This is a genomic window from Streptomyces sp. Xyl84, assembly GCF_059731885.1.
Genome location: NZ_AP029182.1, coordinates 5,423,062 through 5,439,155, shown reverse-complemented (window position 1 = coordinate 5,439,155; position 16,094 = coordinate 5,423,062). Strand labels below are relative to the sequence as shown.

Genomic DNA, 16,094 nt, shown 5'->3' with positions numbered 1-16,094 from the left:
TCCGGGCACCGCTCACGCCTTCACCAGCCCCTGCCGGGCGGCGCCGCCCAGCGCCAGGTACACGTCCTCCAGGCTGGGCGTGGTGAGGGTGAAGTCGTCCAGGGCGGCGAAGGCGGCTCCGCCGGTGACCGTGGCGACGACGGCGCGGGCCTCCTCCGGCGCGAGCCGCAGCGTCCAGCGCCGCCCGGACCGGGCGGCCCGCTCCTGGAGCGCGGCCACCTCCGGGACGTCCAGGGGCGCGCGCTCGCGCCACACCAGCTCGACCCGCACCTCGCCGGAGACCCGCTCCTTGAGCCCGGCCGGGGTGTCGCAGGCGATGACCCGCCCCCGGTCGAGGACGGCGACCCGGTCGAGGACGGTCTCGGCCTCGATGACGTTGTGGGTGACCAGCAGGACGGTGGTGCCGTGCTCGGCGCGCCGCCGGTCCACGGCCGACCACACCGCGCGCCGCGCCACGGGGTCCATGCCGGTGGTGGGCTCGTCGAGCACGAGCAGCGGGCGCTCGCCGACCAGCGCGGCGGCGAAGCAGGCCAGCCGGCGCTGGCCGCCGGAGAGCTTCTTCAGCGGGCGTCCGGCGATCGGCGCGAGGCCGAGTTCGTCGAGGACGGCGTCGCGCTCGGCCCGGGCCGAGCGCACGTCGAGGCCGCGCAGCCGGCCGGTGGTCTCGGCGGCGAGCGAGACGGTCAGCTCGTCCAGGGCGCTGGACTCCTGTCCGAGGTAGGCCAGGAGGCGGGCGGCCCGCTCGGGGTGGGCCACGATGTCGTGGCCGAGGATCTCGACGGTGCCGCGGTCGGGCCGCATCAGTCCGGTGAGCTGCCGCACCAGGGTGGACTTCCCGGCGCCGTTGGGTCCGAGCAGTCCGAAGATCTCTCCGCGCCCGACGTCCAGCTCCACCTCGTCGGTGGCCCGCACCTCGGGGGTGCCGGGGGTGCCGCGCCGGCCACGGGCGGCGGGATAGGTCTTGGTCAGTCCGCGCACCGCGCACACGACGTCGTCGGTGTGCCGAAGTCCCGGTGCCGCGCGCTTACTCACAAGGGACGAGAGTACGGGGTCCGCGGCCTTTACTCGTCCTTGGGGCGACCTCTCCCCGTTCCTCCGGTGTCCCCGGGCCGGGGTCAGTCGCCCGCCGGGGTGTGCCCGGCGGCCGTGCGGACGTCGATCTCCCGCCAGAACCCGGCCCGGATCGCGTACCGGTCGTGCTCGTCGATCTGGTCGTCCTTGTGCGCGAGCAGCCCGAACCGGGCGGCGTAGCGCAGCAGCTCGCCGTCGATGCGGTGCGGCACGCGCGGGTACATCGACGACAGTTTCTGCAGGTGGGACTGGTCACCGAGGCGTTCCATCCAGCGCCTGGCGAACACCTGTCCGACCTCGTACGGGTCACCGCCGACGGTCGTGATGTCCTCCTCCCGGTCCGCCCAGCGCTGCTCGGCCGTGGTGAGCTGGGCCAGGGTCGGCATGGAGGCGGCGTCGGGCGGCTCGGCGGCCACGCCGGGCCGGTCCACCCAACCCTTGTCCGAGGACCAGCGCAGGGTGGCGGTGGCGGGCTGCCGGTCGGCCGGCTGGGCGCCGGGGGCACGCAGGGCGGCGAGGTCCTTGGGGGTGGGGACGCCGCCCTTGACGGTGACCGGCAGCCGCTCCTCGGTGCCGCTGCGCGCCCCGGCGGCCACGGTGTGCCGCGGCTCCTCGGCGGGGCGCTCCCGGGTGGCGGAGAGGCCGGACTCGGGCAGCGGCGCGGAGAGGATCGCCGCGATCTCGGGGCGGGGCGCGGGCGGCGGGGCGCAGACGCCGCCGAGGTCCTTGGCGCGGACGGCCTTGGTGATCCAGTTGCGGTCCAGGACGCGGCGCTCGTCGGCCTCGGCGACCAGGTCCTCGGACTGGTTGTAGTCGCCGTCGGCGGCCTGCACGGCCCACAGGTGGACGGCGACGCCGTGCTCCTTGGCGGCCATCATGCCGGGCAGCAGATCGCCGTCGCCGGTGACGAGGACGACGTCGGAGCAGGCGCGGTTGCGGGCCAGTTCGGTCAGTTCGGCGTGCATGGCGGCGTCCACGCCCTTCTGCGCCCAGCGTCCGTCGCTGCGGGTCAGCGCGCCGAGCCGGACGGTGACCCGGGGCATCACACGCAGCCGGCGGTGCTCGGGCTGGGGCACGCGGTCGGGGGCGCCGTCGAACCAGTAGATGCGCAGCAGCGGCCGCTCGGTCTCGGACTCGGCCTGTTCGCGCAGCCCCTGGATGAGCGCGGTGTGGTCGACGGTGATCCGGGACCGTGACGGCTCGCCGGCGAGGAGGCTCGCGGCGGCCCCCAGCAGGTACCCGGCGTCCACCAGGACGATGCAGCGGTCCACGCGATCCACCCTCTTTCCGGGGAGGTTGCTCAGGGATGTGCTTCGGGCTTCTTTCGAGTCTGCCCGACGGCGCCGGGGTTAACGGCCCGAACTCGATCTTCGGCGTGGCGTTTCGGGGGTCCGTGGTCCGATGACCCTTGTTACATACGGTAATTATCCGACATGCGTTCATTGTCGGCGTATGTGAATCTGGTCGCGGCCCTGGCCCCTAGATCCCCCACAGGAGGCTGATCACCATGGCCAAGAACCGCAAGCAGGACCGCAGCCGGCAGAAGGCGTCCGTGGCCGCGAACGGCCCGCGCGAGACGGAGCACTCCGTGTCGGAACCGCAGCCCGAGCACCACGGGCCGCAGCTCAGTCCCACGGACGTGGCCCGCAAGGGCCGGCAGAAGCGCTTCGGCCACAACTGAGGCCGCGGCGGGGGCCGTCGAGCCGGCCCTGGCACCTTCGAGGGGCGTACCCGATGCGCACGGGGACGCCCCTCCCCTCTTTTTTTGAGGCTCGGTTCGCCTCCGGAGCGCCGGAGCCGGCGCCGGGACCCCGACCGTGCTCGGCCCTTCGGGCCTCCGCTCGCTCGTGGTCCGCCTCCGGCGCGCCCCTCCGGCTCACTCGCCGCGGCTGCTCAGCCCGCCAGGCAGGAGGGGCCGAGCAGCACCTTGAGGTCGCCGAAGAGGGCGGGGTCGGGCTTGACCCGGTGCCGGTCCAGGCGCAGCACCGTCGTCCTGGACGGGCCCTGGAGCTTGATCCGGACCTCGCTGTCGCCCTTGTGGTGGGTGAGGATCTCGCCGAGGCGGCTGACCATGGGCGGGGTGACGCGGGTGGCCGGGATGGTGAGGACCACGGGCGCGTTGGTGCCCGCGTTCGACAGGTCGGGGACCTGGAGTTCCATGGCGACCAGGCGCGGCACGTCCTCGCGCTTGTCGAGGCGGCCTTTGACGAACACCACGGCGTCCTCGACGAGTTGGGTGGACACCAGCTGGTAGGTGGCGGGGAAGAACATGCACTCGATGGAGCCGGCCAGGTCCTCGACGGTGGCGATCGCCCAGGCGTTGCCCTGCTTGGTCATCTTGCGCTGGAGGCCGGAGATGATGCCGCCGATGGTGACGACCGCGCCGTCGGCGTGCTCGCCGCCGGTGAGCTGGGCGATGCCCGCGTCGGCCTTGTCGGAGAGCACGTGCTCCAGGCCGAAGAGCGGGTGGTCGGAGACGTAGAGACCGAGCATCTCGCGTTCCTGGGCGAGCAGGTAGGTCTTGTCCCACTCCTCGGTGGTGAACTCCACGTCGAGGCCGAAGCCGGGCTCGCTGCTGGTCTCCTCGCCCATCCCGCCGAAGAGGTCGAACTGGCCCTCGGCCTCCTTGCGCTTGACCGCGACCACGTTGTCGATCATCGGCTCGTACTGCGCGGTGAGGCCCTTGCGGGTGTGCCCCATGGTGTCGAAGGCGCCCGCCTTGATCAGCGACTCGGTGGTGCGCTTGTTGCAGACGACGGCCTCGACCTTGTCGAGGTAGTCCGGGAAGGAGGAGTACTTCCCCTTGGCCTTGCGGCTCCTGATGATCGACTCGACGACGTTCGTGCCGACGTTGCGGACGGCGGAGAGGCCGAAGAGGATCACGTCGTCACCCTGGGCGGCGAAGTTCGCCTCCGACTCGTTGACGTTGGGCGGGAGGACCTTGATGCCCATGCGGCGGCACTCGTTGAGGTAGACCGCCGACTTGTCCTTGTCGTCCTTGACGGAGGTCAGCAGCGCCGCCATGTACTCGGCGGGGTGGTTGGCCTTCAGGTAGGCGGTCCAGTAGGACACCAGGCCGTACGCCGCCGAGTGCGCCTTGTTGAACGCGTAGCCGGCGAAGGGGACCAGGACGTCCCACAGGGCCTGGATGGCCTCGTCGCTGTAGCCGTTCTTCTTGGCGCCGGCCTGGAAGATGGTGAAGTTCTTCGCCAGTTCGTCGGGCTTCTTCTTGCCCATCACGCGGCGCAGGATGTCGGCCTCGCCGAGCGAGTAGCCGGCGATGATCTGGGCGGCCTTCTGCACCTGCTCCTGGTAGACGATCAGGCCGTAGGTGACGTCCAGGACCTCCTTGAGGGGCTCTTCCAGCTCCTTGTGGATCGGGGTGATCTCCTGGAGGCCGTTCTTGCGCAGCGCGTAGTTGGTGTGCGAGTCCATGCCCATGGGGCCCGGCCGGTACAGCGCGGAGACGGCGGAGATGTCCTCGAAGTTGTCGGGTTTCATCAGGCGCAGCAGGGAGCGCATGGGGCCGCCGTCGAACTGGAAGACGCCGAGGGTGTCGCCGCGCTGGAGGAGGTCGAAGGTGGTCGGGTCGTCCAGCGGGAGGCTCAGGAGATCGATGTCGATCCCCTTGTTGGACTTCACCATCTTGACGGCGTCGTCCATGATCGTCAGGTTGCGCAGGCCGAGGAAGTCCATCTTCAGCAGGCCGAGCGACTCGCAGCTCGGGTAGTCCCACTGGGTGATGGTCACGCCGTCGGTGTGCCGGACCCACACGGGCACGTGCTCGGTGATGGTCTCGCTGGACATGATCACGCCGGCGGCGTGCACGCCCATCTGCCGCACCAGGCCCTCGACGCCCTTGGCGGTGTCGATGACCTTCTTCACGTCCGGCTCGTTCTCGTACATCGAGCGGACCTCGCCGGCCTCCGAGTAGCGGGGGTGCGAGGGGTCGGTGATGCCGTTGAGGTCGATGCCCTTGCCGAGGACGTCGGCGGGCATCGCCTTGGTGATGCGGTCGCCCATCGCGTACGGGTAGCCCAGCACGCGCGCGGAGTCCTTGATCGCGTTCTTCGCCTTGATCTTGCCGTAGGTGCCGATCATGGCGACCTTGTCGGCGCCGTACTTCTCCGTGACGTACCTGATCACCTCGACGCGCCTGCGCTCGTCGAAGTCGATGTCGACGTCGGGCATGGAGACGCGCTCGGGGTTGAGGAACCGCTCGAAGATCAGGCCGTGCGGGATCGGGTCGAGGTCGGTGATGCCCATGGCGTAGGCGACGATCGAGCCGGCCGCCGAGCCGCGGCCCGGGCCGACCGCGATGCCGTTGTTCTTGGCCCACATGATGAAGTCGGCGACGACGAGGAAGTAGCCCGGGAACCCCATCTGGATGATGACGTCCATCTCGTACTCGACCTGCTTCTGGCGGTCCTCGGGAATGCCGCCGGGGAAGCGGCGCTCCATGCCGCGCCGGACCTCCTCCTTGAACCAGGTGACCTCGGTGTAGCCCTCGGGGATGTCGAACTTGGGCATGAGGTCGCGCTTCTCGAACATGCCCGTGGTGTCGACCATCTCGGCGATCAGGAGCGTGTTGGCGCAGCCCTCCTGCCAGGCGTCCGAGGAGTCGATGGCGTACATCTCGTCCGTGGACTTCAGGTAGTAGCCGGTGCCGTCGAACTTGAAGCGGTCGGGGTCGGAGAGGTTCTTGCCGGTCTGGATGCACAGCAGGGCGTCGTGGGCGCCGGCCTCGTGCGCGTAGGTGTAGTGCGAGTCGTTGGTGACCAGCGGGGGGATGCCGAGCTTCTTGCCGATCTCGAGCAGGCCGTCGCGGACCCGGTGCTCGATGTCGATGCCGTGGTCCATCAGCTCCAGGAAGTAGCGGTCCTTGCCGAAGATGTCCTGGTAGTCGGCGGCGGCCTTCAGCGCCTCGTCGTACTGGCCGAGCCGCAGCCGGGTCTGCACCTCGCCCGAGGGGCAGCCGGTGGAGGCGACGATGCCCTTGGACCACTGGGCGATGGTCTCCTTGTCCATGCGGGGCCACTTCTGCAGCCAGCCCTCGGCATAGGCGTCGGAGGAGAGGCGGAAGAGGTTGTGCAGGCCCTCCCGGTCCACCGCCCACATCGTCTTGTGGGTGTAACCGCCGGAACCGGAGACGTCGTCCCGCTTCTGGTGCGGCTGGCCCCAGCGGATCTTGCGCTTGTTGCGCCGGGACTCGGGGGCGACGTAGGCCTCGATGCCGATGATCGGGGTGACCCCGGCCTTCTTCGCGGAGTGGAAGAAGTCGTACGCGCCGTGCAGGTTGCCGTGGTCGGACATGGCGATGTGCGTCATGCCCATCTCGTTGCACGCGTCGAACATGTCCTTCAGCCGCGCGGCACCGTCCAGCATCGAGTACTGGGTGTGGACGTGCAGGTGCGTGAACGGCGGCTTCGACACGGTGCGGCCTCCTGGGGAACGGATCGGCGACGGGCTGCGGACGGTCTGGGGGTCAGCGTCGAAGTCTATGCCCCGGCACCGACACCCGGCGGCCCGCCGGGTGTACCTTCACCGGGATCCGTGACACTGCCGGGGGTCCGTGACGCCGGACACGAGAACCGGGCACTCGGCCGTGGCGTCGGACGTTGGTGGAAGGGGAGATCCGTCCCCTCATTCACGCACCACCCCGTACCAGGAGGCACCCCGCGATGTCGGTCCCCCAGCTCAGTGACGAGCAGCGCGGCGAGGAGATCCTCTCCGTCTTCGACACCGCCTTCGGCGAGCTGCTGGCCGCCGACCCGGCCGCGTTCCGCGTGAAGTTCCGGAAGATGGCGTCCTCCGCCTTCGCGTTCTACCGGGGCACGGCGTGCCTCTTCTACCACGACCTGGCCCGGGGGAAGGCGGGGCCGGACGGCGCGCGGACGGCCGGCGGCCCCTACCTGGACGAGCGCACCTCGCGCGTGTGGATCCACGGCGACCTGCACGCGGAGAACTTCGGCACCTACATGGATTCGAACGGCCGTCTGGTCTTCAACGTCAACGACTTCGACGAGGCCTACGTCGGCCCCTTCACCTGGGACGTCAAGCGCTTCGCCGCCTCCATCGCCCTGGTGGGGTACGCCAAGGCGCTCAGCGACGCGCAGATCACGGAACTGGTGACGGTCTACGCGAGCGCCTACCGCGAGCGGATCCACGCCCTGGCCACCGGCGCCAAGAGCGACGAGGTGCCGCCTTTCACCCTGGACACCGCCGAGGGCCCGCTGCTGGACGCGCTGCGCGACGCCCGCTCGCTGACCCGGTTCTCCCTGCTGGAGTCGATGACCGAGATCCGCGACTTCGAGCGCCGCTTCGCGCCCGGCGGCGGCTCCATCGAGCTGGACGCCGCCACCCGCTACAAGGTGCTCGCCGCCTTCGACGGCTACCTGGAGACGCTCCCGGAGTCGTCGCTGGCCCGCCCGGACTCCTACCGGGTGAAGGACGTCGTGGGCCGCCGGGGCATCGGGATCGGCTCGGCCGGGCTGCCCTCCTACAACATCCTGCTGGAGGGCAACAGCGACGCCCTGGAGAACGACGTCGTGATCTACATCAAGCAGGCCCAGACCCCGGCCGTCTCGCGGCACGTCACGGACCGGGCGATCCGCGACTACTTCCAGCACGAGGGCCACCGCACGGTGATCTCGCAGCGCGCCCTGCAGGCGCACGCCGACCCGTGGCTGGGCTGGACCGAGCTGGACGGCGCGGGCCAGCTGGTGGCGGAGGTCTCGCCGTACGCCGTCGACCTGGACTGGGACGACATCGACGACCCGGAGGAGATCGCGCAGGTCGTCGCCGACCTCGGCCGGGCCACGGCGACCATGCACGCGGCGGCCGACGACCAGTCCGGCGAGTCCCTGGTGCCGTTCTCCACCGAGCGGGCCATCGACGCGGCGATCGCCGCCGACGAGGAGGGCTTCGCCCCGCTCCTCGTCGACTTCGCGCACGCCTACGGGGCCCGCGCGCGCGGGGACCACCAGATCTTCGTCGACCTGTTCCGCAACGGCCGGATCCCAGGTCTGTGACGGGGCGGCCGCTCACAGGGACCCTTTAGGAGCCCCTTACCGGCAGACGTGCCAGACTCTCCTTCTGCTATGGACATATCCGGGACCCGACTCAGAGCCGTGCGCGCGGCGCTGTTCACGGCGGTGGTCGTGACGCTCAGCACCGCGTCGCACGTCCTGCTGTCCCAGGTCCCGCTGCCGCTGAACACGGTGGCCTCGGTCGCGGGCGCCGTGTTCGTGCTCGCCTACGCCCTGGCCGGCCGCGAGCGCGGCTTCGGGCGGATCGCCGCCCTGCTGATTCCGCTGGAGCTGGCGGCCGACACCGTCTTCACCACCGGCCAGCACGTCTGCTACGGCACCGCGGGCGGCCCGCTGGCCGGCCCCCTGCGCTCGGTCGGCTGGGACGTCCTGTGCGGCAACGGCACGCACGTCGGCACCCCGCTGGCCCGGATGACCGGCACCGGCACCGACCGGCTCGCGGTGCTGCTCTCCCACGCGGACCCGGCCACCGCCTGGCTGCTGCTCGGCGCGCACGTCGGCGTGGGCCTCCTCGCCGCCGGCTGGCTGCACCGCGGCGAGCGGGCGCTGGCCCAGCTGCTGCGCGCGGTGGCCGCCACCACCTTCCGGCCCCTGCTGATCGCGGTCGCGGTGACCGCGGTCCGCCGCGGTCCCGCGGTCCACCGGCCCACGCGCCCCGCGCCGCACCGCACCGCCCTGCGCACCCGCCTGCTCGTGCACTCCCTGGGACGACGCGGACCACCTCGTCCGACCGCCCCGGCCCACCGCCCCGCCCCCGCCCCCGCCCTCGGCTGAGCGGCGACGGCCGGTCCGGGCCGCCCGGTCCCCCACCACGTCATATGCATCCCGCGCACGAAGCTGCGCGTCCCACAGGAGAACACCACCATGAGCAAGCGGAACAGCCAGTCGGCGAAGACGGCGGCCCGGGAGCGGCTGCGCGCCGAGCGCGAGCGCGAGGCCAAGCGCGCCAAGGCCAAGCGGCAGATCACCGTCGCCGCCTCCGTCGTCGTCGTGCTGGCGGCGGCCGGCGGCATCGGCTACGCCGTCGTCCAGGCCAACAAGCCCGGCCACTGGGACGCGGTGAAGGACGACAAGGTCGTCGCGCCCGCCAACACCTCGGGCACCGACGGCACGACCGTGATCCTCGGCAAGTCCACCGCCGCCAAGACCCTCAAGGTCTACGAGGACCCGCGCTGCCCGGTCTGCGCCCAGTTCGAGCAGACCGTCGGCTCGACCCTGAAGAAGGACCTCGACGACGGCAAGTTCAAGATGCAGTTCATCTCCGGCACCTTCCTCGACGACCACGACAACGGCGAGGGCTCGAAGAACGCGCTGAGCGCCCTGGGCGCCGCGCTCGACGTCAGCCCCGAGGCGTTCCTGGAGTACAAGACCGCGCTCTACTCCGCCAAGTGGCACCCGGACGAGAACGACGACAAGTTCAAGGACGACAGCTACCTGCTGAAGGTCGCGGACACCGTCTCGGCGCTCAAGGGCAACGCCAAGTTCCAGACGGCGGTCAAGAACGGCACGTACGACCCCTGGGCCATGGCGATGTCGAAGACCTTCGACGACAACAAGGACAAGGTGTCCGGCACCCCCAGCCTGGTCATGGACGGCAAGAAGCTCACCACCCCCGGCTCGGACAACGCGCCGATGACCGTGCAGGACTTCGACTCGGTGGTCGGCGCCGCGCTGAAGGGCTGATCCGGGCGGCCCGGATCCGCGCGGCTGCCCCGCGGTCCGCGCCGGTCCGTGCCGGTTCACGCCAACCTCCGCCGAAGAGCGGGCGAACTTTTGCCGGTTCGCCCGCTCTCGGCGTGTACTCGTCAGTAATCTGATCGGCCGTGACCAGCCGACACAGATCGTCCGCCCCCGTCCCGACGCCACCGCGCCCCGACGGCCCCCCGCTCGCACCCCGCCGCCGTACGGTCGTCAAGGCCGCCGCGGCCACCGCCGTCCTGGCCGCGCCGCTCGCCGCCGCGCTGCCGGCCCGCGCCGCCACCGCGGCGCCCGCCTTCCTGCACGGCGTGGCCTCCGGCGACCCGCTGCCCGACGGCATCCTGCTGTGGACCAGGGTGACCCCGGTCCCGGAGGCCGTACCGGGCTCCGGTGAGGGGCCCGACACCGAGGTGAGCTGGGTGGTGGCCCGCGACAAGGCGTTCACCGCCGTCGTCGCCCGGGGCTCCACCACCGCGACCGCCGCCTGCGACCACACCGTGAAGGCCGACATCCGGGGCCTGCGGCCGGCCACCGACTACTGGTTCCGCTTCTCGGCCGGCGGCACCGACTCGCCGGTGGCCCGCACCCGGACCGCGCCCGCCCACGACGCCGCCGTCTCCTCACTGCGCTTCGGCGTGGTCTCCTGCGCCAACTGGGAGGCCGGCCGCTTCGCGGCCTACCGCCACCTCGCCGACCGCGGCGACCTCGACGCCTGGCTGCACCTCGGCGACTACATCTACGAGTACAGGTCGGGCGAGTACGCGGCCCGGGGCACAGTCGTACGCCCGCACGAACCGGCGCACGAGATCGTCACCCTCGCCGACTACCGCGTCCGGCACGCCCGGTACAAGACCGACCCCGATCTCCAGGCGCTGCACCACACGGCGCCCGTCATCGCGATCTGGGACGACCACGAGTTCGCCGACAACGCCTGGTCCGGCGGCGCGGTCAACCACACCGAGGGGGCCGAGGGCGCCTGGAGCGACCGCCAGGCCGCGGCCAAGCAGGCCTACTTCGAGTGGATGCCGGTGCGCCCGGCCGTGGCGGGCACCACCTACCGCCGGCTGCGCTTCGGCCGGCTCGCCGACCTGTCCCTGCTGGACCTGCGGTCCTTCCGCTCCCAGCAGGCGTCCACCGGCAGCGGCTCGGTCGACGACCCGGACCGTACGATCACCGGCCGCGCCCAACTGGACTGGCTCAAGGCGGGCCTGGCGGCGTCCGACACCACCTGGCGGCTGGTCGGCAACTCGGTGATGATCTCCCCCTTCGTCGTCGGCTCGCTCTCCGCCGACCTGCTGAAGCCGCTGGCGAAGCTCCTGGGCCTGCCGCAGGAGGGCCTGGCCGTCAACACCGACCAGTGGGACGGCTACACCGACGACCGCCGCGAACTGCTGGGCCACCTGCGCGCCCACGCCGTCCGCAACACCGTCTTCCTGACCGGGGACATCCACATGGCGTGGGCGAACGACGTACCGGTGGACGCGGGGACGTACCCGCTGTCGCCCTCGGCCGCCACCGAGTTCGTGGTCACCTCGCTGACCTCGGACAACCTCGACGACATGGTCAAGGTCCCCGAGGGCACCGTCTCCGCGGTCGCCGCGCCGGTGATCCGGGCCGCCAACCGGCACGTCCACTGGGTCGACACCGACCGCCACGGCTACGGCGTCCTGGACATCACCCCCGAACGCGCGCAGATGGACTACTACGTCGTCTCCGACCGCACGAGCGCGAACGCGACCTCGGCCTGGGCGCGTTCGTACCGCACGCGCAGCGGCACGCAGAGGATCGAGCGGACCTACGACCCGGTCTAGGCCGTGTCGCGGGTTTCCTCCCGCCCTCCGGGCGACGACGGGAATCCGAGGACAGGGTCTGGTGCCGGGGCGCCGCGGGGTTCACCCGAGGCTGTCGAGGAAGCCGAGCGCCACCCGCCAGGTGGCCTCGGCGGCCTGGGCGTCGTAGTCCGGCAGGCCGGGGTCGGTGTAGAGGTGGCCGGCCCCGGCGTACCGGTAGATCTCCACGTCGGCGCCGGTGCGGCCCATCTGCAGGTACCAGGCGCTCAGCCAGTCGTCCGTCTCGAACGGGTCGGGTTCGGCCACGTGCAGTTGGACCGGCAGCTCGTCGGCCTGGACACCCGGAGCGATGTCGGACGTGCCGTGCAGGAGCAGCAGGCCGCGCGCCTTGTCGTCGCCGAGGGCGAGGGTCTGGGCGATGGAGGCGCCGAGCGAGAACCCGGCGTAGACCAGGCCGCGCTCCGAGTAGGGGGCCGCGGCCAGCACGGCCCGCCTGAGCAGCTCGTCCTTGCCGATCTCGTCCTTGAACGCCATGCCGTCCTCGACCGAGTCGAACGTACGGCCCTCGAAGAGATCGGGTGTCCACACCTCGTGCCCGGCGGCCCGCAGCCGGTCCGCGGCCTGCCGCACCGCGGGTCTGAGGCCATGGGTGGAGTGGAAGAGCATGATGTTCATGAGGCCATGGTGCCAGCCGGGTACGACAACGCCCGCGCGCACCCGCCCGGACACGGGCGCCCGGGCACCCTGCACGGCCCCCGGCCCCCGGGGCCCGCCCCCGGACGCGAGCGTCCGCGCGCGGACGCCCCGGATGTGAACGTCCTGCGTGGGCCTCGCCACACGGGCCCGGCCCTACCCAGGAACCGCCGCAAGACACATGTTCGTGTCCGGCCACCGCCGGTTACGTTCGCAGGCATGGAGAACGCACTCCGCCCGCTCGTCGTGATCGGCGGCTCGGTCGTCCTCACCCTGGTCATCGGCTGGGCCACCGACCTGTTGCTGCGCAAGGCCGACGGACGGCACCACGAGACGCCCCTGTGGGGCCTGCTGCGCCGCGCTCGCGTGCCCTACCAACTCGTCCTGTGCTCCGCCCTGCTCAGAGGCTCCTACGACCGGGCCGAACTCCTGGACGAGCACCGGGACGGCGTCGCCCGGGCGTTGACCCTGGTGCTGATCGGGTCCGCGGCCTGGCTCGCCGTGCGCATCGCGGCGGCCGTCGTCGAGACCTCGTACGCGCGCTACGCCAGCGCCCGCGCGCACCGGGACCCCGCCCGGGTACGGCGGGTGCGCACCCAGGTCGAGCTGATCATGCGGGTGGTCACCGCGATCGTCATGGTGGTGGCCGCCGCGTCGATGCTGCTGACCTTCCCGGCGATGCGCGCGGCCGGCGCCTCGCTGCTGGCCTCGGCCGGCATCCTCGGCATCGTCGCCGGTGTCGCCGCGCAGTCCACCCTGTCCAACATGTTCGCCGGGCTGCAGATCGCCTTCGGCGACATGGTGCGCATCGGCGACACCGTCGTCGTGAACGGCGAGTGGGGCACCGTCGAGGAGATCACCCTGACCTTCCTGACCGTGCGGACCTGGGACGAGCGCCGGATCACCATGCCGGTCTCGCACTTCACGTCCAACCCGTTCGAGAACTGGTCGCGCGGCACCCCGCAGATGACCGGCACCGTCTTCTGGCACCTCGACCACTCGGCGCCGCTGGAGGCGATGCGCGAGAAGCTGCGCGACATCCTGCGCGCCTGTCCGGCCTGGGACGGCCGCGCCTACAACCTGCAGATCACCGACACGACCCCGAACACCATCCTGGTGCGGGCGCTGATGACCGCGAAGGACTCCGACGACATCTGGACGGTGCGGGTCGCGGTGCGCGAGGAGATGCTCCGCTGGCTGTGCGAGGAACACCCCTCCGCGCTGCCCCGCGTCAACACGGCCGAGGCGGAGCCGCCGCGGGGCCGGGCGGGCGGCAGGGGCGCGGCCGGCGGCGGGGCGGTGCGGCCCGCTCCGCCTTCCCTGCCCTCCCTGGACAAGTCCCGTACCGGCCGCGGCTGACGGCTCGTCCGCCGGTGCCTCAGCGGCCGCGTTCCGCGCCGCCGTTGACCTGGATGATCTGCGAGGTCACGTGGGCGGCGGCCGGGGAGGCCAGCCAGTGCAGGGTGGCGGCGACGTCGCCGGGGGTGCCGGGGCGGCCCGTGGAGGTCTCGGCGACCAGCTGCGCGCGGCGGGGCTCGTCCATCGCGTCGCCGAAGAACTCGGTGTCCTCGATGTAGCCGGGCGCGACGACGTTGACCGTGATGCCGTGCGGCCCCAACTGCCGGGCCAGATCGTGGGCGTAGGGGTGCAGGGCCGCCTTGGAGGCGGCGTAGGCGCCGGTGCCCGAACCCCGGTAGGCGGCGATGGAGCTGAGGAACAGCACGCGTCCGCCGGGCTCGGCGAGCCGGTGCCGGAGGGCTTCGGTGAGCAGTACGGCGGTCAGTGTGTTGAGCCGGAAGTTGACCTTCCACTGGTCGGCGACCCGGTCGAGCGGATCGTCCCGCTCCACCGGTGGTTCGAGCAGCCCGGTGCCGCCCGCGCTGTGCACGAGCACGTCCACGGCGCCCATCTCGTCGGCCACGAAGCGGGCCACCCGCCGTACGCCGTCCACGTCACCGAGGTCGGCGGCGCAGACGAGCGCCCCGGGCACCCCCGCCTTGCGCAGGACCTCCTCCCGCCGCCCGAGCAGCAGGACCTGGTCTCCTCCGGCCGCGAACATCTGTGCGGTGGCCAGTCCGATCCCGGTACCGCCACCGCTGATCACCACGTTGCGTGTCATGTACCCGAGCCTAGGCCCTGCCCGGCGGACAGGGCCCGGTCGGCGCACCCCGCCGCGGGGGTCAGCGCAGACTGCGTACGTCGAGGTGGCGCAGCACCCGGTCGACGATCTCCGGGTCGGCCCCCGGCTCGCTGCGGGCCGCGAGCACCTCGTGCCGTGCCGCGCTGAGCATCTCGCCCTGGATGCGGCGCAGCCGCTTGATCCGGCGCACCCGGTTCTCCTGCGCCTCCCGGCGCTCCTCGTCGCCGATCTGCGGGTTGATCCGCAGCCCGATCTCGAAGGCCCGCCGCAGCATCTGCTCGGACACCTCGTCGGGCAGGTCCTCGACGGCCTCGATCTCCTTCAGCCGCCGCTTGGCCGCACGCGCCGCCCGCACCGCCAGTTCCTTCTCGAACTCCTTCTCGCGCTCGGTGTCGGCCCGCACGCCGAGCCGCTTCACCAGCCAGGGCAGGGTGAGCCCCTGTACCACCAGCGTCACCATGATCACTCCGAAGGCGATGAAGACGATCTCGTCGCGGTCGGGGAACGGCGCGCCGCTGTCCGTCCTCAGCGGGATGGCCAGCGCCAGCGCCACCGAGGCCACGCCGCGCATCCCCGACCACCACATGACGACGGTCTCCCGCCAGCTCGTCGGGATGTCCTCGTCGTAGTCCCGCCGGGCGTGCAGGCGTTGGGTGAGCCAGGTCGCCGGGAGCAGCCACAGCAGCCGGACGAACACGACCACGCCCACGACCACCCCGGCCCAGCCCAGCAGCTCGCCCCAGCGGCCCGAGGCGGTGCGGATGGCGTTGTGCAGTTCCAGGCCGATCAGGCCGAAGGCGACCCCGGTGACGAGGGTGTCCACGACGTCCCAGACGGTGTGCCCGGCCAGCCGGCTCAGCACGTCGTCGGCGTCGTAGGCGTACTCGGCCAGGAAGAGGGCGGTGGTGAGCACGGCGAGGACGCCGGAGCCGTGCAGTTCCTCGGCCAGCACGTAGGAGGCGTACGGCACGAGGAGGGTCAGGCCGATCTGGAGGGTGGCGTCCCCCAGCAGGTCGAGCAGCTTGTTGGCGCCCCAGCCGAGCGCCACGCCGACGAGGACGGCGACCACCGCGGACAGCACCAGGTCGAGTCCGGCGTGCCAGGCGGAGAACTCGCCGCTGACGGCGGCGGCGATCGCCACGTGGTAGAGCACGATGGCGGTGACGTCGTTGAAGAGTCCCTCGCCCTCCAGGATCGACACCAGGCGGCGGGGCAGCCCGAGCTGTCCGGCGACGGCGGTCGCCGCGACCGGGTCGGGCGGGGCGACCAGCGCGCCCAGCGCCACCGCGGCGGCCAGCGGCAGCCCCGGCACGATGGTGTGGGCGACGACCGCGACGCAGATGGTCGTGACGAACACCAGGGCCACGGCCAGCAGGAAGATGGGCCGTTTGTTCGCCGCGAACTGCCGCCAGGAGGTGCGCCGTACGGCGGCGTACAGCAGCGGCGGCAGCAGCGCGGGCAGGATCAGGCCGGGCGGGATGTCGACGTTCGGTACGAAGTTCAGGACCGCGAGCACGATCCCGAGGAGCGTCATGAGCACCGGGGCGGGCAGCCCGAGCCGGTCTCCGACGGGGACGCTGATCACGGCCCCGAGCAGGACGACGAACAACAGGGCCAACTGATCCACGAATCAGCGCTCCGGGAGGTCGGACG

12 protein-coding genes are annotated in these 16,094 nt (G+C 71.7%); 6 read left to right on the top strand and 6 right to left on the bottom strand.

Features of this window, described 5'->3' with window-relative positions:
* Positions 1-12 precede the first annotated feature (12 nt).
* Together AC6I72_RS23560 and AC6I72_RS23555 are read right to left on the bottom strand one after the other, a co-directional pair.
* Positions 13-987 carry an ABC transporter ATP-binding protein gene (locus tag AC6I72_RS23560; RefSeq protein ID WP_037863682.1) on the bottom strand — a complete coding sequence of 325 codons (975 nt, stop codon included), beginning with the start codon at positions 985-987 and terminating at the stop codon, positions 13-15.
* Between the two features lie 128 nt (positions 988-1,115).
* The gene (locus tag AC6I72_RS23555) at positions 1,116-2,342 is read right to left on the bottom strand and encodes an NYN domain-containing protein (protein WP_498003195.1); all 1,227 of its coding nucleotides are present in this window, start codon (positions 2,340-2,342) and stop codon (positions 1,116-1,118) included.
* 236 nt (positions 2,343-2,578) lie between these two features.
* Between AC6I72_RS23555 and AC6I72_RS23550 the strand changes: the two genes are divergently transcribed.
* Complete coding sequence (locus tag AC6I72_RS23550) at positions 2,579-2,752, top strand: hypothetical protein (RefSeq protein WP_498003194.1); 174 nt, start codon at positions 2,579-2,581, stop codon at positions 2,750-2,752.
* A gap of 212 nt (positions 2,753-2,964) precedes the next feature.
* Here AC6I72_RS23550 and dnaE read toward each other — a convergent pair whose 3' ends face one another.
* Complete coding sequence (dnaE, locus tag AC6I72_RS23545) at positions 2,965-6,504, bottom strand: DNA polymerase III subunit alpha (protein ID WP_498003193.1); 3,540 nt, start codon at positions 6,502-6,504, stop codon at positions 2,965-2,967.
* 248 nt (positions 6,505-6,752) lie between these two features.
* Between dnaE and AC6I72_RS23540 the strand changes: the two genes are divergently transcribed.
* The 4 genes from AC6I72_RS23540 to AC6I72_RS23525 all read left to right on the top strand — a co-directional run bounded on the left by AC6I72_RS23540 (position 6,753) and on the right by AC6I72_RS23525 (position 11,629).
* Positions 6,753-8,102 carry a DUF2252 domain-containing protein gene (locus AC6I72_RS23540; RefSeq protein ID WP_498003192.1) on the top strand — a complete coding sequence of 450 codons (1,350 nt, stop codon included), beginning with the start codon at positions 6,753-6,755 and terminating at the stop codon, positions 8,100-8,102.
* 69 nt (positions 8,103-8,171) lie between these two features.
* The gene (locus tag AC6I72_RS23535; RefSeq protein WP_498003191.1) at positions 8,172-8,894 is read left to right on the top strand and encodes a hypothetical protein; all 723 of its coding nucleotides are present in this window, start codon (positions 8,172-8,174) and stop codon (positions 8,892-8,894) included.
* A 90-nt stretch (positions 8,895-8,984) separates the two neighbouring features.
* Positions 8,985-9,803: a thioredoxin domain-containing protein gene (locus tag AC6I72_RS23530; protein WP_498003190.1), complete on the top strand. Its 819-nt coding sequence runs from the start codon at positions 8,985-8,987 to the stop codon at positions 9,801-9,803.
* Between the two features lie 140 nt (positions 9,804-9,943).
* The gene (locus AC6I72_RS23525; protein WP_498003189.1) at positions 9,944-11,629 is read left to right on the top strand and encodes an alkaline phosphatase D family protein; all 1,686 of its coding nucleotides are present in this window, start codon (positions 9,944-9,946) and stop codon (positions 11,627-11,629) included.
* 81 nt (positions 11,630-11,710) lie between these two features.
* On the opposite strand, the gene AC6I72_RS23520 is transcribed toward AC6I72_RS23525, so the two are convergent.
* The gene (locus AC6I72_RS23520; protein WP_366723432.1) at positions 11,711-12,283 is read right to left on the bottom strand and encodes a dienelactone hydrolase family protein; all 573 of its coding nucleotides are present in this window, start codon (positions 12,281-12,283) and stop codon (positions 11,711-11,713) included.
* A 237-nt stretch (positions 12,284-12,520) separates the two neighbouring features.
* On the opposite strand from AC6I72_RS23520, the gene AC6I72_RS23515 reads away from it, so the two are divergent.
* On the top strand, positions 12,521-13,660 hold the full coding sequence (locus tag AC6I72_RS23515; RefSeq protein ID WP_498003188.1) for a mechanosensitive ion channel family protein: 1,140 nt from the start codon (positions 12,521-12,523) through the stop codon (positions 13,658-13,660).
* A gap of 19 nt (positions 13,661-13,679) precedes the next feature.
* On the opposite strand, the gene AC6I72_RS23510 is transcribed toward AC6I72_RS23515, so the two are convergent.
* Both AC6I72_RS23510 and AC6I72_RS23505 read right to left on the bottom strand, forming a co-directional pair.
* A complete protein-coding gene (locus AC6I72_RS23510; protein ID WP_498003187.1) occupies positions 13,680-14,420 on the bottom strand; it encodes an SDR family NAD(P)-dependent oxidoreductase in 741 nt (246 codons plus the stop codon).
* Between the two features lie 61 nt (positions 14,421-14,481).
* Positions 14,482-16,068, bottom strand: a complete 1,587-nt coding sequence (locus AC6I72_RS23505) for a Na+/H+ antiporter (protein ID WP_498003186.1) — start codon at positions 16,066-16,068, stop codon at positions 14,482-14,484.
* Between the last annotated feature and the right edge of the window lie 26 nt (positions 16,069-16,094).

Coding starts and splice junctions, on each gene's coding strand:
- AC6I72_RS23550 (WP_498003194.1), top strand. CDS start 2,579: ATGGCCAAGAACCGCAAGCAGGACCGCAGCCGGCAGAAGGCGTCCGTG.
- AC6I72_RS23540 (WP_498003192.1), top strand. CDS start 6,753: ATGTCGGTCCCCCAGCTCAGTGACGAGCAGCGCGGCGAGGAGATCCTC.
- AC6I72_RS23535 (WP_498003191.1), top strand. CDS start 8,172: ATGGACATATCCGGGACCCGACTCAGAGCCGTGCGCGCGGCGCTGTTC.
- AC6I72_RS23530 (WP_498003190.1), top strand. CDS start 8,985: ATGAGCAAGCGGAACAGCCAGTCGGCGAAGACGGCGGCCCGGGAGCGG.
- AC6I72_RS23520 (WP_366723432.1), bottom strand. CDS start 12,283: ATGAACATCATGCTCTTCCACTCCACCCATGGCCTCAGACCCGCGGTG.
- AC6I72_RS23515 (WP_498003188.1), top strand. CDS start 12,521: ATGGAGAACGCACTCCGCCCGCTCGTCGTGATCGGCGGCTCGGTCGTC.
- AC6I72_RS23510 (WP_498003187.1), bottom strand. CDS start 14,420: ATGACACGCAACGTGGTGATCAGCGGTGGCGGTACCGGGATCGGACTG.